General features: G+C 66.6%; 21 protein-coding genes. 11 read left to right on the top strand and 10 right to left on the bottom strand.

Features of this window, described 5'->3' with window-relative positions:
• Positions 1 to 126: 126 nt before the first annotated feature.
• The gene (locus C5B85_RS10930; RefSeq protein ID WP_181064397.1) at positions 127 to 627 is read right to left on the bottom strand and encodes a helix-turn-helix domain-containing protein; all 501 of its coding nucleotides are present in this window, start codon (positions 625 to 627) and stop codon (positions 127 to 129) included.
• A gap of 156 nt (positions 628 to 783) precedes the next feature.
• Here C5B85_RS10930 and C5B85_RS10925 point away from each other — a divergent pair, with 156 nt between their 5' ends.
• The 6 genes from C5B85_RS10925 to C5B85_RS10905 all read left to right on the top strand — a co-directional run bounded on the left by C5B85_RS10925 (position 784) and on the right by C5B85_RS10905 (position 6,171).
• Entirely contained in the window at positions 784 to 996 is a 213-nt protein-coding gene (locus C5B85_RS10925) for a helix-turn-helix domain-containing protein (protein WP_104286072.1), read from the top strand.
• The gene (locus C5B85_RS19205; RefSeq protein ID WP_181064396.1) at positions 993 to 1,319 is read left to right on the top strand and encodes a hypothetical protein; all 327 of its coding nucleotides are present in this window, start codon (positions 993 to 995) and stop codon (positions 1,317 to 1,319) included. The genes C5B85_RS10925 and C5B85_RS19205 overlap by 4 nt, the downstream gene beginning before the upstream one ends.
• 13 nt (positions 1,320 to 1,332) lie before the next feature.
• Positions 1,333 to 3,633 (top strand): FtsK/SpoIIIE domain-containing protein, encoded by a 2,301-nt coding sequence (locus C5B85_RS10920; RefSeq protein ID WP_181064395.1) that lies wholly within the window; start codon positions 1,333 to 1,335, stop codon positions 3,631 to 3,633.
• Between the two features lie 17 nt (positions 3,634 to 3,650).
• Complete coding sequence (locus C5B85_RS10915; protein ID WP_104286070.1) at positions 3,651 to 4,037, top strand: hypothetical protein; 387 nt, start codon at positions 3,651 to 3,653, stop codon at positions 4,035 to 4,037.
• Between the two features lie 46 nt (positions 4,038 to 4,083).
• Positions 4,084 to 5,223 (top strand): hypothetical protein, encoded by a 1,140-nt coding sequence (locus tag C5B85_RS10910; RefSeq protein ID WP_104286069.1) that lies wholly within the window; start codon positions 4,084 to 4,086, stop codon positions 5,221 to 5,223.
• A 78-nt stretch (positions 5,224 to 5,301) separates the two neighbouring features.
• Positions 5,302 to 6,171 (top strand): L,D-transpeptidase family protein, encoded by an 870-nt coding sequence (locus tag C5B85_RS10905; protein WP_104286068.1) that lies wholly within the window; start codon positions 5,302 to 5,304, stop codon positions 6,169 to 6,171.
• A gap of 152 nt (positions 6,172 to 6,323) precedes the next feature.
• Here C5B85_RS10905 and C5B85_RS10900 read toward each other — a convergent pair whose 3' ends face one another.
• From C5B85_RS10900 to C5B85_RS10865, 8 genes are all read right to left on the bottom strand, one after another.
• Entirely contained in the window at positions 6,324 to 6,746 is a 423-nt protein-coding gene (locus C5B85_RS10900; protein WP_104286067.1) for a hypothetical protein, read from the bottom strand.
• Positions 6,747 to 6,801: 55 nt separating this feature from the next.
• Entirely contained in the window at positions 6,802 to 7,074 is a 273-nt protein-coding gene (locus C5B85_RS10895) for a hypothetical protein (protein ID WP_104286066.1), read from the bottom strand.
• Positions 7,075 to 7,286: 212 nt separating this feature from the next.
• Complete coding sequence (locus C5B85_RS10890; RefSeq protein WP_104286065.1) at positions 7,287 to 7,982, bottom strand: hypothetical protein; 696 nt, start codon at positions 7,980 to 7,982, stop codon at positions 7,287 to 7,289.
• A gap of 151 nt (positions 7,983 to 8,133) precedes the next feature.
• Positions 8,134 to 8,433 carry a hypothetical protein gene (locus C5B85_RS10885; RefSeq protein ID WP_104286064.1) on the bottom strand — a complete coding sequence of 100 codons (300 nt, stop codon included), beginning with the start codon at positions 8,431 to 8,433 and terminating at the stop codon, positions 8,134 to 8,136.
• Between the two features lie 44 nt (positions 8,434 to 8,477).
• Positions 8,478 to 9,563, bottom strand: a complete 1,086-nt coding sequence (locus C5B85_RS10880) for a hypothetical protein (protein ID WP_104286063.1) — start codon at positions 9,561 to 9,563, stop codon at positions 8,478 to 8,480.
• 66 nt (positions 9,564 to 9,629) lie between these two features.
• Positions 9,630 to 10,274 carry a M23 family metallopeptidase gene (locus C5B85_RS10875; protein ID WP_181064393.1) on the bottom strand — a complete coding sequence of 215 codons (645 nt, stop codon included), beginning with the start codon at positions 10,272 to 10,274 and terminating at the stop codon, positions 9,630 to 9,632.
• Complete coding sequence (locus tag C5B85_RS19200; protein WP_181064392.1) at positions 10,274 to 11,029, bottom strand: hypothetical protein; 756 nt, start codon at positions 11,027 to 11,029, stop codon at positions 10,274 to 10,276. The genes C5B85_RS10875 and C5B85_RS19200 overlap by 1 nt, the downstream gene beginning before the upstream one ends.
• A gap of 50 nt (positions 11,030 to 11,079) precedes the next feature.
• Entirely contained in the window at positions 11,080 to 11,886 is an 807-nt protein-coding gene (locus C5B85_RS10865) for a hypothetical protein (protein WP_146077935.1), read from the bottom strand.
• A gap of 94 nt (positions 11,887 to 11,980) precedes the next feature.
• Between C5B85_RS10865 and C5B85_RS10860 the strand changes: the two genes are divergently transcribed.
• Positions 11,981 to 12,826, top strand: a complete 846-nt coding sequence (locus C5B85_RS10860; protein ID WP_104286059.1) for a GIY-YIG nuclease family protein — start codon at positions 11,981 to 11,983, stop codon at positions 12,824 to 12,826.
• Between the two features lie 120 nt (positions 12,827 to 12,946).
• Here the strand turns inward: C5B85_RS10860 and C5B85_RS10855 are convergent, their stop codons facing one another.
• Positions 12,947 to 13,510 carry a sigma factor-like helix-turn-helix DNA-binding protein gene (locus C5B85_RS10855; protein ID WP_104286058.1) on the bottom strand — a complete coding sequence of 188 codons (564 nt, stop codon included), beginning with the start codon at positions 13,508 to 13,510 and terminating at the stop codon, positions 12,947 to 12,949.
• Positions 13,511 to 13,624: 114 nt separating this feature from the next.
• On the opposite strand from C5B85_RS10855, the gene C5B85_RS10850 reads away from it, so the two are divergent.
• From C5B85_RS10850 to C5B85_RS10835, 4 genes are all read left to right on the top strand, one after another.
• The gene (locus C5B85_RS10850; RefSeq protein ID WP_104286057.1) at positions 13,625 to 14,020 is read left to right on the top strand and encodes a hypothetical protein; all 396 of its coding nucleotides are present in this window, start codon (positions 13,625 to 13,627) and stop codon (positions 14,018 to 14,020) included.
• A 71-nt stretch (positions 14,021 to 14,091) separates the two neighbouring features.
• Entirely contained in the window at positions 14,092 to 14,922 is an 831-nt protein-coding gene (locus tag C5B85_RS10845; protein ID WP_104286056.1) for a hypothetical protein, read from the top strand.
• Between the two features lie 64 nt (positions 14,923 to 14,986).
• Positions 14,987 to 15,967 carry a helix-turn-helix domain-containing protein gene (locus C5B85_RS10840; protein WP_104286055.1) on the top strand — a complete coding sequence of 327 codons (981 nt, stop codon included), beginning with the start codon at positions 14,987 to 14,989 and terminating at the stop codon, positions 15,965 to 15,967.
• A gap of 562 nt (positions 15,968 to 16,529) precedes the next feature.
• Entirely contained in the window at positions 16,530 to 17,843 is a 1,314-nt protein-coding gene (locus C5B85_RS10835) for a hypothetical protein (protein WP_104286054.1), read from the top strand.
• Positions 17,844 to 17,862 lie beyond the last annotated feature (19 nt).

Genomic DNA, 17,862 nt, shown 5'->3' with positions numbered 1-17,862 from the left:
GCCTTTTCTTTGCTTGCAGATGCGAGCAAAAACCCTCCGTGACGCGCTACCCGACGCGCTACGTGCTGACAGGTATCCCCATTCGGGCTAAATCCGACCGACCGAGCCCGAAGCGCCGCAGCCCGGCTAGGACTCTTCGCGAGCGCGTCGAGCGATCTCCTCGGCCAGCTCGGCCAGAGTGTACGCGGACAACGATGTCCGCTCGTCGCTGCCTGCTCGACCGGGCTCTGGCGACTTCATAGCTGCGAAGAGATGCCGCGCCTCTGCCGCTCGCGCCAGTGGCAGCTCCGAGCTGATCTCCCAATCGGACAAAGTCGCGACGGAGACGCCGAGCTGAATCGCCAGCTCCTCGCGTGACAGCCCCGCGCCTTCTCGAAGCCCCCGGAACTCAGTACCCGTCATCGGCTGCGGTTGCTCGCCAGCCTCAGCGCGAGCCAGCTCCTCGCCGAGCAGACCCTCGACGGTCGTCCGCCACTGCGCGGCAACCGTGCCGCGCTCCCACGCAGCTACAGACCCGCGTCCGGCACCGAGTTCTTCGGCCACACGCTGCTGCGACCAGCCGCGCAGCTCTCTCGCCGCGCGAAGCAGCGCACCGGACAGTCGCTGGGGCTTGGCGGTGGGAGGCATGCAGTCGACCCTAGCCCGCGATCTTGTCTGGGAGCTAACTGACCGTCCGGAAACTGGTGGCGCTTGTGCCGTGATTTTGTCTAGTTTTCCGCACATGCGGCCTCCTTCGGTGGTAATCTTGTCGTAATACCAAACAGCATCACGGAGGATTCCAGTATGTCGGGTCACACGCAGGCGGACGGGATGGTCCCGGCTTCCGAGGTCGCCACCCGGCTGCACGTCCACAAGGACACGATTCTGAACCTGATCTCCAGCGGCCGCCTGCTCTCTGAGATGGGCCTCAGACACCGCCGCGTCGGCGGACAGTGGCGGGTCAACGAGGCCGATCTCGACGCCTTCGTGAACAGCACCGAGGAGAACCACGCATGACTGTCACCGCACCAGCTCGAATCACGCAGACACCGATCCTCCGCCTCGACCTCATCGACCGCGATCTGATTCCCGCAGCCCGCGCAGAACTCGCCGCCGCCGTGGACTGGCGAGGGTGCTTTACCGCCGATGTCCAGAATCTTCTCCTCGACATCTACTGCGACACCCCGGCAGCCGAAGGAACGCCCCTCCGCCTCACAGGCACCGACCTCCGCGAGATCGACGCGCTCGACCTCGACGCGAAGCCTGCGACCACCGCAGCCCTCCAGAACATCCGGGCGGCCCTCCGTCCCGACGACCGTGGCGCACGCCGCGCCTACTAGAAGGACAAGACCAATGGCTCAGCAGCAGCTCGACTTCTCCCCGCCGCCTCCGCGAATCCCCCGCCAGAGCATCGGCGGATGGCTCCTCACGAAGGCGATCATCGCGGCCCTCACCTGGCCTTTCATTCTCGGCCTGAGCGCGCTGGTCGGATACCGCCCGAGCGCTGTCGACAACCGTCGGTTCACCGGCGAACGCATGCGGTGGCCGTTCCTGACGGGTGTCTCAGTCTTCATTTGGCTGTCCGGCCTGATGGCGGTCTTCGCGTCGCTCATGCTGACGCCAATTGCGCTCGTCGTCGTGGTTCCCCTGATGGTTCTCACGGCAGCCCGCGTGGCCTCCTCGCCGTACGGCCTGCCGGTCGCCGACCTCGTCACAGGTGCTCGCGACATGTGGGCTGACAGCCCGCGCTGGCGCAAGGCCGCGCAGGTGTCGCTTGGCGCATTCGCGCTCGCCGCTGTGCTGGGCGTTCTCCTCTACGTGGGGCGTGCGCTGTACTGGAGCCTCCCCGGATGGCTGGAGCTGATTGCCGTTGGCGCGGTCGCACTCGGCGTGATCGTCTGCATGGCCTTCGCTCGCGAGGCTGGCGCTCGCCACCGTGATGGCGTTCAGCGCGTCGTGGTTTCGCAGAGCCAGCTTGCGGCGGCGGTCGGCGGCCTCTTCGGAATGACGGCAGAGCGCGTCCTGGAGGCGGGGGTCATCCAGCCGAACGGCGATGGCAGCTTCGTTCTGTCCCCGGTCCCGGCGGCAGCAGCGCTGCGCGGTCGCGACGAACTGGAGAGCCGCGTTGCACAGCTTCTTCCTGAGCTGACGATTGTCGGATTCTCGGCGGACCGCATCGACCTCGGTCCCGTGCCGAAGGAGATCGAGTCCTCCCGCGAGATCATGTCGCAGTCGAATGGCCTCATCGTCGGCATGGCAGACGAGCCCGACACTGCCCTTCGCCCGATGGCGGTCCGCTGGTCGCTTGCGCCGGGCACCTCGCCAGCAGCAGCTCCACAGGCGGCCGCGTACGCGCAGGCCAAGGGTCTGAGCCTCGTCGAGTGGGCACCCTACGAGTCCTATGCCGTAGTCGCGAAGCTCGACGCGGGAGTCGCACAGCTCCGCGCACGGCTCGCCGAACTGTCCCGCTGCCAGCCGTGGGAGATCGAACTGTCGGCGAACCACGACCTGGACGGCGACGCCCTCTCCGAGATCACTCTTGTCCGAGTTCCAACCATCGAGGACTCCTCGAAGCGCGCGGAGACCTGGATGGCACGCATCCAGCAACTCGTCCCGGCAATCGCGAAGACGCGCTGGGCAGTCGAGGACCGCACGGCGCTCGACGGCACCATCGTCGTAGCTCGCAGCGTCGACCCGCTCGCTACCGTCCAGCCATACCCGACCGACGCCAAGCCGACGCTGACCGCGATCCCCTTTGCAGCGCTCCCCAATGGCAAGACGCTGACGCTCGGTCTGCTGGAGATGAACTCGCTGCTGGGTGGCATCCCCGGTGGTGGAAAGTCGGGTGGCGCGACCACTCTCCTGACGGGCATCGCCAAGCTGGAGAACGTCGCCATCATCGGCCTCGACCCGAAACTCGTCGAACTGACGCTCTGGGAGCCGCGATTCAGCGTGATCGCCACCCAGGACGACCACGCCAGCGCCGTTCTCGCGGCCCTGGTCGATGAAATGCATCGCCGCTACGAGTGGCTTCGGACGCAGGGGCTCAAGAAAATCAGCCCCTCTCAGCTCTCTCCCGAGCTGCCGCTCATCGTTGTCATGATCGACGAGATGGCGGACCTCGTTTCCGTCGGCACATCGCCGGAGGAGAAGAAGGCGGAGCTGGAACGAGCGGGAATGATCCGCCGAATCATCGCCAAGGGCCGCGCTTCCGGAATCGTCATCATTGCGGCGACTCAGAAACCGCAGTCGGATGTCATCCCGACCGGTCTGCGCGACATGATCCAGCAACGCGTCTCCTACGCCACGACAACCGTGGACATGACGGACACGATCCTCGGCAAGGGCATGGGACAGCTCGGCGGCGCGGCCCACAGCATCGCGGCTTCAGAACGCGGCGTCTGCTACGTCGTGAACGAGGGCTCCCGAACTCCGCAGCGCGCTCGCACCTTCTGGATTCCCGACGAGGAGGTGGCGGGCATCGCCCAGAGCACTTCGCACCTTCGCATCGAGCTGCCTTGGCTCGACAAGGCATCGACCGCCAAGCCGAAGTTCGGCCAGGTGATCGAGGACAGCGTCGAGTTCGACGACTCCATCGTCGAAGAGGCGTCCGACCTCGACTTCTCCGACTTCAACCCGAGCGATTTCGAATGACTGACAGGACCACGACCATGACAACGAACCCGCAGCTCGACCACACGGTCGCGGCCGACCTCGACAGCTACCTCGCGGAGGTGAACTCGATCCCCGGCGCAACCTTCGTCGAGATCACGCCCGAGAACGCCATCAACGCCATTCGGCTCCTCCACCGCGCGGTGCGTGACCAGGGCAGCGACGTGCCCGGGACGTTCCCACCGACGGTCGGCGTCGTCCTGGACGCCAGCGTGCTCGTCGAGTACCTGCGCAAGAACCCCACCAGCGCCCTGAGCTGGCATTACCTCGACATGGTCCTGATTTGTGGCAGGGCGGCGGGCATCACCCTCGCCGTCCGGGCAGACGACCCGGCTCTCGCCGACCTCGACCTGTACTACCTCTCGCGGTTCTCAAACCGCGCTTAGACCCCTAACCCCTACCAACGCACGACCCCGACGAACGGAAATCCACATGAACAGCACGACCCCAACCCCTACTCGCGGCACCCGCCGCCCCGTACGCCTCGGCGCGCTCGCCTTCGTTGGCCTGGCCCTCGTCGGCACCGGCTTCGGCATCACCGCCGCTCCCGCCCAGGCCGCTGAGGCCAACTGGTGGGAGTCCGTGGTCCTCCCCCGCGCCGACGACGGCACCGTGTACGCCTATCCGGAATGCATGAAATTCGTCAGGCCGGGTGCGACGGTCATCGAGATCGAAAAGACCGACCAGGACGGCAACCCAGTCGAGGCCACTTTCGATGTTGTCTATTCGCCCGGCACAGGGTCGACGCACCGGATCAGCGAGTCGAGCTGGCAGGAAGTGCGTGACCCGGCGCTGGAGAGCGTGCGCATCTCGACCTTCGACGCCTGGATGACTGCGCAGACCGACCTCTCGGCGGCGTCGCAGAGCTTCAACACCGCAAACAGCGCGGTCGGGAGCGCCCAGCGAGTGCTTGACGCCGCTCAGCTCCGCGTGAATGACGCACAGGCGGCAGTCGACGCGGCTGAGCCGGGATCGCAGGCTGCTGCCGATGCCGAAGCGAACCTGGCCGTGCAGACGGAGGACAGGGACGCCGCGCAGGTAGTGCTGGACGAGGCTACGGCGACGCTCGCCGAGGCCAAGCCGACCTACGACGCAGCACTGGTGACCAACAGCGAGACCGGTGCTGCGGCCCAGACAGCGGCCGAGTCGGTGTCTGCTCACCTGATGGCGACCGGCGAGATCGACGCCTGGCAGGTCACGACGACCGGCGGCGACGCTCACCTCGAAACCCTCGGCTGCGGCGACGGGAGCTACTCGATCACCGAGGTGTCGACCGAGGATGGCATCGACCCGGCTGGCATCGGCGCTGTTCTGGAGATCGCCGCCGATGGCACGGTGACTTCGCAGGACGAGTCGGTGTTCACGAACGTCGAGATTGCGCCTGGCGAGGGCCACGACAAGGTCATCACGGTCTCCGCCGTGAACGAGCGCCTCCCGGAGGTGCCTGTGGAGCCAACCCCGACGCCAACGCCCGAGGTGCCGGTCACTCCGACGCCGACCACCGTCACGGTGACCCCGGCACCGCAGGCTCCGGTCGCGCCAGCAGCCGCCAAGCCAGTCGTCTCCGGCTAATCCCCTGCCCCGGGCCGTCACGCGACGGCCCGGGGCACCACCCCCCCCTCGCAGCACCTCGCAGAAATGAGCACGACCATGAAGAAGACAACCCTCGCCGCCGGAGCCCTCGCGTTCGCGGCTCTCGCACTCGCCGGGTGCGCGTCCGCCCCCGCAGGCCCAGCCCCGACCGAGACAACGACTGCCGGTTCGACCATCCGAGCAGTCGGCCCGCTCGATCCATCGTGCGTATCTGACACCGTGACCGGCTCCCAGCCTGCTCTGACCTCGACGACCATCGTTGGCGCGCATGCGACCGACGCCCTCCCGACTCAGGCGCGGACAGCGAGCATCGTCGGGAGGGGGGCCGACATCTACGTCGAGTCCTCCCCCGGGAAGTTCTCTGCCACCGGCTATCAACTCTCCTCGACGATGCCGTGGGCACCTGAGACCGCCGTGCCTGCCGTGGTTACGGGCACGCACTCGTGCGGTCTTGTCGAGGTGATGATCCCGAGCCAGAGCGACGACACCTCGATCCGCTCGGCGTCGGCCTGGGTGCCCAGCGAGCAGCTCGCGCCAGTCGCTGAGTGGCAAACGCCCCGCACGATCACTGTCGACCTCAGCGACGCCAGCCTGAGGGTGGCAAAGGGCGACAAGCACGAACTGACCATTGGCCAGCTAGTGCTCGGCGGCGAGGTCGCGACGCCGCAGGGCATGGGATACGTCGTCTCCGAGTACAGCGATGAGGAGGCACAGCCGTGGACGCAGGGCGAGCCGATCCTGCTGACCAGCCTCCACACTGGGAGTAGCTTCGCCGAGAACAGTGGCGAGGTCGGGCTCCATTACATGAGCCCCGACGCTGACGCTGGCGCTGGCTCCAATGGATGCGTCCGCATCCCGACAAGGGACGGCATCCGCAGCCTGGAGGAGAACATCGCGCCCGGCGACCTGGTGGTGGTCACCGAGTAGACCCACGCGGCGGCCCGCCCCGCACCGCTGCGAAAGCTCTCCGCAGCGGTGCGGGCTTCGGACAGCGGCGGGATTGGTAGCCCGCCCGGGCAGGCCGCCGCGTGCAGAACACAGAACCCCGGCACCGAATCGGTGTCGGGGTTCTGTGCGTGTCAGCGGGTCAGGTCTCGCTCCTGGCCGTCGGGGTCTTCGGCGCAGGTGACCGTCACGGTGATCGAGGCGGTGGTTCCCCGGTAGTCGACAACGAACTTCTTGCTTCCGCCGTCGCGACCGATCTTCACGTCAGTCTCGGGCCAGGCCTTCAGCCTGACTCCGGTTCGCGGCTTGGCGGTGAGCTTGACGTTGGTTGCGTTGACCTTGCCGATGTTCAGCAGCTCGTAGATGCCGCCACCGTGATTTTCAATCTGCCATAGAACACGCCGGTCAGCTCGCTGCATGGCTTCGATGGAGCCCAGCGCGTCGGCAAGTTCTTGCTGGGCCGCGAGCGACTTGGCGGCGCTTTCTGCGCTAGCCACGGCGCTTCTGGCGCTCGCTTTGCGCTCCTTCTTCGCGACGACGGCGCTCCACACGGCCACGCCTGTTGCGATAAGTGTCGCGATAGACGCAATCCAGGTAGCGGCTTCCACGCTGTTAGTTCGCCTTCGGTGGTACGTCGAGCGGGACCGGCGTCGGCTGCACATCCCAAACGGCGTCGAGCTGCCGGAGACGCCCCTGATGCCCCGTGATGAGCGAAAAGGGATGAACTTCGTTCGGGCGCAGAGTGACGCCCTGTGGGCGCTTCTTGAAGGGCGAGTTTCCCGCCGGTTCGAGGAGTTCGATCTCTGTGATGGTGGAGTTGCTTCGGTTTCTGAGCAGGTACATGACCCCTGCGTCGTGCTCGATTCTCAGGTCTGTGGCGGACATCGGAGCCCCTTCGGTCGGTGGATCAGATGAAGTCATGCTGACACGAGCCTCCGAGATTCGACAGCGCTGCGATAACTCGCCGCAGCGGTACGCGAGCTTGTGATGGCAGCGGGGACGGTAAGCCCCCTCGATGGGCCCCGCGTGTGGACGCAGAACCCCGGCACCGATTGGTGCCGGGGTTCTGCGGTTTCACCGACGATCTCGACGCAGTCTCAAACGAGTACCCGCATCCGACTGCCCAAACGCAGGGCCTTGGAGGCTGGGTGGCGTTCGCGCTGTTCTTCTTGCCAACGCAGGAGGGCGTGCTTGGCCGCAGCCTCGTCAGTCCAGTTCGCCTCGCTGCTCACAATGCTCCAGTTATCGCCTGCGGACTCGGTCCGTACGGAGCTGAGCGCTTGGATAACACCGCTTGCTCTCCGTCGTGCATCCAGGTCGTCCAGGCCAAGATGACGGTCCGCCTGTTCAGTCGTCCCAATGAGCCAAACGTTGAACGCGATCTCGTCGAGATGCCATGCCCATGCTGAGACCGCCTCCTTCTGCACATCCTTGTGCCCTCGCAAGCTTTCGACCACAGCACCTGCGCGCTCTATGGCCCACATCAGCCGGAAGTAGCTTCGGATCACGTCTGCGCGTGAGGCGGTCTGACGGGCCAGAGTGTTGTAGATGAGCGAACCGATTATGTCGCGAGCTTCGGCCGTCTCCCCCGTGGTGAGGTCAGTCAGCCCTAGACGTGCCGCATCGCGGATCTGGTAGTCGAGCTGCGCACGGCTAATTTCGTCTGCCTTGACCGCGATGGCGAGGGCGGTGATGAGCGTGACTGAGGCTGCAACGGCAGCGATGCCCTCGCCCATCGTTGTGCCAAGAGGAAGGCTGAACAGCAACACCAGTGGTGCTACGAAAGCGATCACTATGGCCCAGAAGATCGTCCAGCCAGGATGGGCATTGGTCCAACTTCGCAGCTTCCCGAGTGGCCCAAGGCCTGAACTAGAACTCGACAATGGTGCCTCCTGGTCCGGCTTCGAGAAACAACGCGTACTCGCCGAAAGCATAGTGACGCGCTCACCACGCCAACACCAATGACCAGCGCGTCCCATCGAACTTCAGGTCGTAAAGCTGCGCCTCGTCATTCGCCCCGTCGCGCGCGGCGCTGACACGCCAGAACTCGTCGTCGAGTCTGGTGACAGCCACCTCCCCCGCCCACCACCGGCCAGGTTTGCGCCGGTAGAACAGCACCGGCTGGCCCTCGACCACGTACGGGAAGCGATGCCACCAGAAGACGGCGGGCTGCCCGTCGACCATCTCGACAGTGACCTCGTCGTCGAGAGTGCGTGTGCGTGTGAGTGTGGTGGTGGCGGCCATGGCGTGAGGGTCGCATCGGCCACCGACAATCTCGACAGCCACTTCTACGGAGTTGAGTCGTTCGGTGGAGCTGCCACCTCTCCTTTATCGGAATCGGGCGTCGATGCTGGTCCGCTGACGGAAGGAGCCTCAGTCGCACGCCCCGAGCCCCCGTTGTCTGGGTGCGCAGCCCTTCGCGCGAACGCCAGGCCTTCTGTCCAGCCGGTGAGGTGTCCGTCCATGCGGTCGAGGGCGTCGTATGCCTCGTAGAGCATGAGCGGCAGCATCGGTAACTTGTCGTCCCTTGACTTGGCGATCTCCTCCAACGCCGTCTCTAGCTGAGCCCGTTCGGGACGGACCTCAAACCTGGCCATCGCTTCGTCAAGGATGTAGCGCAACATCCCGCGAGTGATTGGCTTGCCGTGCATCGGGTGGCGGTCGACTTCGTCCTCCACCTTCTCAGGCAACTGGGGGTACATCGCCCGCCACATCACACTGAAAGGGGTGAAGTCCGGACTGCCGACAATCGAGGTGTAGGTGTCTCGTTCGATCCTCCAACGGCGTCGACGCGATGACTTCTGCGGCCGTCGCGTTCGGCCTGCGACTCCGACGTGGCCTCGAAGCCAGACTCGCTCCGTCCCGTCATCCTCGAAGGCGAGCGGCAGGATGCTCAGGTAGTCGAGCAAGAAGGTCACCCGCCCGTATGGCTCCAGCCGAACAACCGAATCTCCGATGGCCGCGTCGGGGCCGTACCCGTCACCAGTTACATAGCTCCTCGGCGAAACGGTGTGCTCCTTCTTGCCGTGACCGGTGATGAGGAAGCCGGGCGAGTAAATGGTCACCGGCACCTTGCCCGGGTTTTCGATGACCAGTTGAGCCAGTTCCAGGCCACGTCCATGCGTGACCGCGCGCGCCGCTTGATCGTTCTTGAACTCAAAGCGGCCACTTCGATTCGTCGCAACCATGAACTCGGGCTGCCAAACAGCCGTGTTGAGGTAGACGCGAACTCGGCCACCGTCGAGGAAGTGCTTCACGATTTGCCACACGAGAGCGATTGACGCGATGGCGAAGCTGCACAGCGAAACGGCAAGTGCCCACGCCGCCAGTGGCTGCCCAAGAAGTTCTGGAGGAGGCTCGACTACAGGCGGCATGCTGACTCCATCTGTCCGGCGCACTCCGAACGTGAGCGCTGTCTTCAGGCTACCGATCAGGAATGGCTACAGCCCGACTCCGTGACCGGCCAGCCACGCCACCGGGTCGGAGGCTGCCCCGGTCGCGAGGTCGCGAACCTCGAAGTGCAGGTGAGCGCCCGTCGAGGTGCCGGTGTTGCCAACAGATGCAATCTGCGTTCCCGCCTGCACCTGCTGCCCAACCTCGACAGCGATGGAGCGAGTAAGCGCGTGGCCGTACACGGTGCGGACGCCGAGACCTGGGTGCTCGACGATGACGTGCACGCCGAGGCCGCCGTTGTCAACGGGCTGCATGGCGGTCACAACCCCGTCTGCGGCGGCGACAATCGGCGTGCCCGCGCCTGGGGCCAGGTCGATGCCCTGGTGGTCCGACGAAGCACCGGCCGTTGGGCTGATGCGTGGGCCGAAGTCGTCGGTGATCGGGCCGCTCGTCGGCAGCATCACGGCCGGGCGCACCGTCACGGAGACGCCCGCGCCGTCGCGGAGGGCGGCGGGTGCGAGGGCTGGCGTCCGATAGGACTGGCGCTGCTCTGCGGCGATCTGGGCCACCGAAACGGTGCCGGTGTTCGACGGAGAGTCGCCGCCGAGTGGTGCTGCCAGGGCGGCGGCTGGGGCTGCGAGGAGCAGCGCGAGGCCGAGAACGGCGGACGCGAGGCTGTCTCGCGCCCGCATCAGCCCCACTCCTTCGGTTCGGCGGCGGCGACCTCGATGGCTTCGCGCACTTCGTCCGTCAGTGTGATCGCGCGGGCCACATCCACGTCCGGCCGCTCGTCCATCGTCGCCGACCACGAGCGAATCCATGCGAGGCCGCGCGAGGGGTCGAGGTGAGCACTCAGACCGCCGAGCCTCGGATCGGTGCCCAGGTTGCGCAGCTCGAATGTCGCTTGGACGGCCCCGAAGTCGCGCAAGAGCATCTGGTCCACGCGCTCCTTCGCCGCCGTGCCCTCGATGAACAGGCGGGCCTCCGTGCGCGCCTGCCTCGCATCCCGAGCAGCCTGTTCAGCCGCGAGCTTGGCGGCTGCATCAGCAGCCTGCTCCGCCGTTGCGATCACCACTACGGCAGCCCAGTCTTCGACCCATTCCTCGGCCTGATCGTCGTAGAAGCGGCGACTGTCGGAAGTGACGATCTGCCAGAAGTTGCCGTCCTCGTCGACCGAGACCCCGGGGATCACGGTGTCGAGCGGGAGCACGTAGCCCCCGGCGGCGATCCAACCGGACGCGTGCGCCGAGCGGTACTGCGCGGTCGCGGCCTCCAGCACCTCCACGCGGGCGGCGGGAATCATCCAGGCCTTCGCGTCGCGCTGCCAGCGGCCGCCGTGGGCCTTGAAAATCGGGATGAGCGCGGGGCAATACTGCGAGTGGGCGAGGGCGTAGCCGGTCTCACCGAGGTGCTCGATGCGGACTGCGGGCGCGAAGGTTTCGGACATGCGAATGCTGCTCTCTGTCGAGAAGGATGGGGAGAGGAAGGGGCGAGCGGCTAGCGAACGAGGGTCAGCGAGCGGAAAGCCATGTCGCTCGCGCCGTTGTAGCAGGACTGCCAGAGGCCGTCGTAGCCGGTCGGGATGTCGTCCGACGTGTTGCCGAACGCTGAGAGCCTCGCGACGATTGGGCCGAGCGAGTAGACCTCGGAGCCGATGGCGACCGTGGTGCCGTTCGGCGCGTAGGTGATCGCATCGCCGCCGCAGTGGCTGTGCAGAGCAAACACATCATCGAGGCCAGGCGTGGCCTCATACGAACCCATCTCGGTGACACCACCGGTGCAGGCGTCGATCATGGCCTGGCCCTGCGAAAGCGTGCTCGCGTATCCGTCGAGCGTGTAGTAGTAGTCGATGCCGCCGCCAGTGGCGGCCGGAGCAGCAGGCGCAGCAGCCTCGCCACCGGTCTCCCCCGCGTACTCGACAGTGATGCCCTCGGCGTCAGCAACCGCCGCAGGCTCAGCGACTGGCGCTGGTGCCGCCGCCGCGACCACAGCACCGTCGAAGGCCGCCGACAGGTCGGGCAGCGCGGCGGGGTCGACGCCCGGGGCGGGCGCGTCGGCAGTCGGTGCCGGGTCAGCGTTCTGGTCGACGTAGACGACGGGGAGTGGGCCAGGCGAGCGGTAGGCGGCAGCGTCGGCCTCGGACGCGAGGTGGGTGAAAGCGGCGAGGGATGCGCAGCCAGTTGCGATAGCGAGGCCGCCCCAGAAGAGGACATAGAAGGTGCTGCGGCGCATGGGTCGCGGGCGCGGGATTCCGATGCTGGGCAGGTGGTCCCGGAATGACTTCCTGGGGGATGTGGCGGTCATGGCTGGATTCCTCTCCGTCCGGGTCGGTCCCGTTTCGATGTCCTAAATGTATCATATAGAACAGCGAAATAAAACGACGAGCGCAGTTTTGTCCATGGCCACTGCTACCGTCGGCGGCATGGACGCCGCAGCCGACGCACTCCGAGCCCTCTCCGGGTCAACCTGGCCAGTGGCCGAGGCAGCCGCGCATGTCCCGGCATCACCGGGCCTCTATGCGATCTACGGAGACGAACGAGCCTGGCGAGACCTCGGACTGGAAGCGAAAGTTAGCCGCGCCCTCTACGTCGGCAAGAGCGAGGACAGCCTGCGCACGAGAGAACTCGGCGACCACTTCGCAGCCCTGCCCGGACGTTCTACGCGCACGGGAAGCTCAACCGTGCGCCGTAGCTTCGCCGCCCTGCTGCGCGAGCCACTCAATCTCCGCGCAGTACCAAGAAATCCGGACAAGCCAGAGCGCCCAGCGAACTACGGCCTGGCTGACGACGGTGACGAGCGACTGACGGAGTGGATGCATCAGCACCTCAGCATCGCGGTGTGGGCAAAACCAGTAGCCCTGTCACTGGCGGAACAGGAGGGATTCGAGACGGCAATCATCCGCGCCTGGACTCCCCCGCTGAACCTCCGACGCAACCCCTGCCCGCACCCGCGACTCAAAGCAGCGCGCGCAGCCATGGCCGATGAGGTTCGCGCATGGATGGCAGCACGCACAGTGTCCCCACGGAGCAAGCCCGCACTGGCAGCACCAGCGCCCGAACCGCCACGGACGCCTCAGACCGGCCGCCCTACGCCGACAACTCCGGCGCAGCTCGCCGACGAACTCGACATCGACGAGAAGAGACTGCGCGCCCGGCTCCGACTGCACTACGAGGGACCAGGCAAGGGCGGACGATGGAGCCTCACTCCGGAGCAGGTCAACCACATGCGACGACTCTTCCGCTAGGCAAACAGAAAGGCTCCCGAGACGAATCTCGGGAGCCTTTCCCACCAGACCACCACAGTCTCTTGGAGAAGGAAACTTGCCCAGGGCAAACCGGGCTTCCTATAGGTAATCTATATGTAACTAACTGTGAGTGGGCTGTGAGCCAGTACGAAGAACGTCGAGGTCGAGCACGCGCACGGCAGCCCGACCGACGCCGCCACTGACGCGCTCGATCCTGGCCTCCAGCTCAGCCTCAGTGCACGATTCGCGCGCGGCTTTCCGTGCACGCGCCAGACGAACGCGAGCAGCGGCGAGAGTGATACCGAGTTCTTCGGCGGCTTCCGCCAGCGACCACCCGGGCAGGTCCGGCTTCGGGCGGTCGGCAATGACATCCGCCGCGATGGCCGAACGGGAAGCAGAGCGCTCGGCGGCGCGCGCTCGGTTCGCCGCAGCACCTGGGCCGAAGCGGGCAGCGGCTGCGCCCGGGGAAGACAGACCAAGCGCTTCGGCGATCTCTGTCCAGGTGAGCGGAGGGTCGAAGCCGCGAGCCTCGTCGACAGCCTCCTGCAAGCCAACCTCGCGCAGCTCAACTTCCATCTGTGCGGTCGCAACAAGCCGGGCGCGGGGGTCGCCTTCAGGGAGGTCACGTGCGAGTGCGACTGCGCGAGCGAGTTCGTGCTGGGCATGCGCGAGGGGGTCTGACATGGGCATCCGTTCATTATGAGGGAGAGACTTTGAAGACATTTCGGTGTTCTATATGGTACGCTATGTTCATCGCCACCGCGACCAGCGGGCGACACCACAGAGAAGGACACGAACATGAGCAACTACGACGACCTCGCCGCCGAGATCGAGCGAGCGGTTGGCAGCCCGACGACGGACCCTGCCAGGCACTACGACTTCATCCGCTCGAACACGCCGAACTATGAGAGCGATGCCTTCGACCTTGACGGCGAGAACGACAACTGGGAAGGCTTCTTGGTCGCGCTTACCGAGGAGGCGTACGCGATCTATGAGAGCGAGTTGCGCTCCGCGCTCGACCTCTTGGACATCACCGACTCGACGACGTTCGAGGAAGTTGATGCCGCCGTCGAGGTTTCCCTGGAGGACGCATTCGGCTACCTCGACGGCGGCCTAACCGATAAGGACACGGACGGCTACGGCCCGCTCGACCCGGAGCCCTACCGCGACGCGCGAGAGCCCAACGAGGAGTAGCAACCGGCCGGGGCGGGCGTCACGCCCGCCCCGGCATCCCCCGCACGATCAACAGCCCAAGGAGGGCCAACATGCGAAGCACCCGAAACACCCTCACCCTGTCCGTCGGCGGCGGGAAAGCGCAGGTCACTCGCTCCGCCTTTCTGAAGACGGTCACCGGTAGCGTCCCCGACGCTCGTGAGGGACTGATGCTTGCGGCCGCCCGCGTCTTCGCACGCCGCAAGTTCACCCCTCGGACGGAAGTTCAGGTGCAATCGTCCGGGCACTACCTCGCTCTCACGCCGAGCGGTCAAACCGTCCTCGACCGATTCAAGGTCGCTGCCCCAGACGCAGCTTCCATTGCGGTCGCCAATGCCTGGCTCGACGCCGAAGCCGCGCGAGTCGCGATTGAGGCGGCAGCGCTGTCCGAAAACCCCGAAGCCGAGGAGGCTCCCAAAATGATCACTGTCCGCGTTCCCGATTCCTTCTCCGTCGACATCGCCGAGACGAGCGTCACCATCCGCTACGACGAACTGGTCGCCCACTGGGCGCTCGCCGACGAAGACCGGGGTGAGCAGCGCGATGTGCCCATGCCGACACTGATTCGCCAGCGCGTCACGGCGCTCACACTGGCGTCGTACTTCCAGCGCCACCACGCTCTGGATTCGTCCGCCATGCTCGACGGCGAGGTCGACGACGAAGGAGTCGCGCAGTACCGCATCTCCCGCTCAACCACCGCTGGCGAGAAGTTCGAGGGCGAGGTGTTCACGGTTCCAGCCATCTCCGACAGCACGGTCGACCTCGTCGCGTCCTGGCTCGGCAAGGCGCAGGACGCACTGCGCGAGGTCGCCGCGACCCGCCCAGGTAGCTCTAGCAGTGAGGTCGCGATGACACGACTTCGCTCGTCCGGACACGCGGCCTAGTCCCCTGCCAGGGCGGCAACCGTCGCCCCGGCATCCCCACTTTCGACGCCCGAGGAGGCGCACCATGTCCAACACCAGCACCCGCTTGCACGGTGATACCCGCACCCTCGTTGTGGCCGTTACCGCGCTCGTCGCCGCACTCGGAATCGTCAGCTTCACGGCAGGCGTTCCCGGCCTCATGGCCGTCGGCGAGTGGGCCTTGCTTCCCGGCTGGATGTCGGCGCTCGTGCCGGTGATCGTCGACGGCGGCATCCTCGTTTTCAGCCTCGTCGCCGTGGTGCGCCGAGCGCGCGGAGAGGGCGCGGTTTTCGCGTGGAGCTGCCTGGCGATTCTCACTCTCGGTTCCGTCGCCGCGCAGGTCGCGCACGTCCTCCTCGGGTCCAACTCCGTGGCCGCGACTGCCATCGCTGGAGCCGTCGTTGCCGGTGCATTCCCGAGCGTGGTTTTCGCCAGCACGCACGCGATCCTCGACCTCGCGATTGCGCCCGCACCGAAGCGCGGGAAGCACGTCGAGCAGGGACCAACGGAAGCGCCTGAGCAGTCCGCCGAACCGCGCGCGTTCATCCTCCGTGAGACCCCGATCACGCGTCCGTCGAACGACACCGAGCGGCCTGCCCGCCGGGTCGGGCGCGACGCCGAGAAGGTGGTGCCCGGGCGCGCTGAGCAGCCCGCCGAGGTGTTGGTGCCCGCGACCGCCGTCGACGCTGAGCAGGTGACCGAGCAGATTGAGCAGGACGTGCCCGAGGTTGGTGTGCAGACTGCCCGGGCGGTGTCCGCAGCACCTGCCCGCCCGGTGTCCGCAGCGCCTGCTCGCCCTGCACCTAGCAGCCCTGCCCGCAAGGCCGTGAGCACGGTGACCGCGACCGGTTCGGGCACCACTGCCTACGCCGACCTCGACGAGGACGGGCAGGCCGCCCGCCGTGCCGAAGCCGTGGCCGCCGTTCAAGCTGGCGCGAGTGTCGCGGGCACGGCCAAGCGTCTCGCGGTTCCGCGCAGCAGCCTCCAGCGCTGGGTCGCTGCCGAGGCGGAGAGCATCGCCGCGTAGGCCGCAACTTCGCAGGAACCAACGCCCCGCCGGGATCAAATCCGGCGGGGCGTTCTGCATGCGCGGCGAGGTCGGGCCGGGCGGCAAGCGGTGGGTGCGGGCGCAGCCCGGTTGAGGATGGCGGTAGGAGTGAGGAGTGAGAGAGGTAGCGGTGCGTCAGCACCGCGCCGAACGAACGACGAACACGCGACGCGTCGCGCGCATCGCTCCGTACCGCCCCGCCAGCTCCAGCTCTGCTGGTAGCTACCGGCCTTGGTCGCTGGTCCCTGGCTGTCTCCGCTTTCACTCGCTGCCATCTGCACTCCCCGCCGGTCCGCAGGCTGCGCCTGCCCCGCTGCGGAGCCGGACGCTTGCCCTTTGCTCTCCCCTTCGCCTCCGCCTGGCCGGAGCAAAGCTCCGTCCTCCCGCGCTGGCTCGCCAGTCCCAGCGGCCAGGACAACGTCCGTATGGACTTGATGGACGACTGCGAGGCAGAAGGCCGAAAAGTGTGCTTATAATCAGGCTACGGACTACGTCCTTGCCTGATATAGCTCCTCTCAGATTCACCAGCTATCATCGTCCTATGGACGTGTCTGACCTCATTGCTGTCATCCGCTCGCTAGACGCGCGTACTACGCCGTCGGCGTCGGGTGTGCACGGTCAGCGCCTCCTCCTCGCTGTGCTGGCTCGCCTCCGTCCCGACGAGACGTTCGACGCCATCCGTGACGCGTGCCGCCGGTCCGGCGTCCCGGCCGTTGCTGCGCAGGCTCGCTCGCGGAGCAGTTGGAACAAGGCTCTCCGCCTGCACTCGTCATTCGCCGCAGGCATCCTGCCTTCGGGGCAGGCGGGTGGTCTTGGCGAGCGGGAGCGGCTGGCCGAATCGGCAGCTCGTCGTCTTGTCGGTCGTCTCACTCTTGGGGGACCGGACAACGTCGTCACAGCGCGGCAGCACCCGCAAGCGAAAGCAACCCTGGCGGTGATGGGCCTCGCAGAGATCAAGGCGGCGACCGACAAGGGCTGGTCTGGTTCCCTCGCCACGGGTTCGTGGATCGCCACCGAACTCGGCATGGGCCGCGCGACCGGCAGCAGGATGCTCACGCTCCTCGAAGACGCGCGCTGGGTGACCAAGGTGCGCAGGGCGGCCGGGGCTGGCCGAGCCCATGTCTACCGACTGAAGACGCTGAGCGGGGATGCCCGCGACCAGTGGGCACGGGAGGCGAGCATCCACGCCTTGGCTTCTGGGCAGGCGGAACCGCTGGCCGATCTGATTCGCGCGGTCACCCTGCCGGGCATGAACTACGGCCAGGCTGCTCTGGGCATGGCTGTGTGGCTGTGGGCAGTGGAGCAGATCGCCGATGTCGACGCCGGACTGAGCCCCTCTGCCCGGGCCTCTGCCCGCAAGCGCCTGCGCGAGCTGGGCATCACCGCCGAGCAGGTCGCAGAGCACGCCCGCACGCACTCCGACGGCGAAGCCCGACGCCTCAAAGCCGAAGCCGAGCAGGCTCGCGAGCAGGCTGCCGCCGACCTCGCCGAGGCAAGCAAGCAGCACACCGCGAAGGTGCGCGAGGCGGGCAAGCTCCTGCGCTCCGTGCTGCGTGCCGCGCACCCCGATCCCGGCAAGATCAAGGCTCCCGGAAAGCTCGTTCCGCCTGTGTCCACCGACCCCGCCGAGCTGGCAGTCTGGTCGAAGAATCTCCTCGTGCTCATCTCACAACGGCTGCCTCCGAAGGTGCGCCCAGTGCTCGCTCCGCAGATTGCAAAACAACTCCGTGCGGCGCTCGTCGACGGAGGGCATTCCGAAGCCCGAGCAGACACGATCTCGTCGAAACTTCTCGCGCGACTCGCACCTCCGAAAGTCGCTTCAGAGGGACCGGACAACGAGAGGCAGGCAGCCTGATGTGCAGGGACTCCAAGCA

Source organism: Pseudoclavibacter sp. AY1F1 (assembly GCF_002931075.1).
Taxonomy (GTDB): Bacteria; Actinomycetota; Actinomycetes; order Actinomycetales; family Microbacteriaceae; genus Pseudoclavibacter.
Note: the sequence above shows the minus strand (reverse complement) of the source record. Positions and strands in the feature narration are given on the sequence as shown.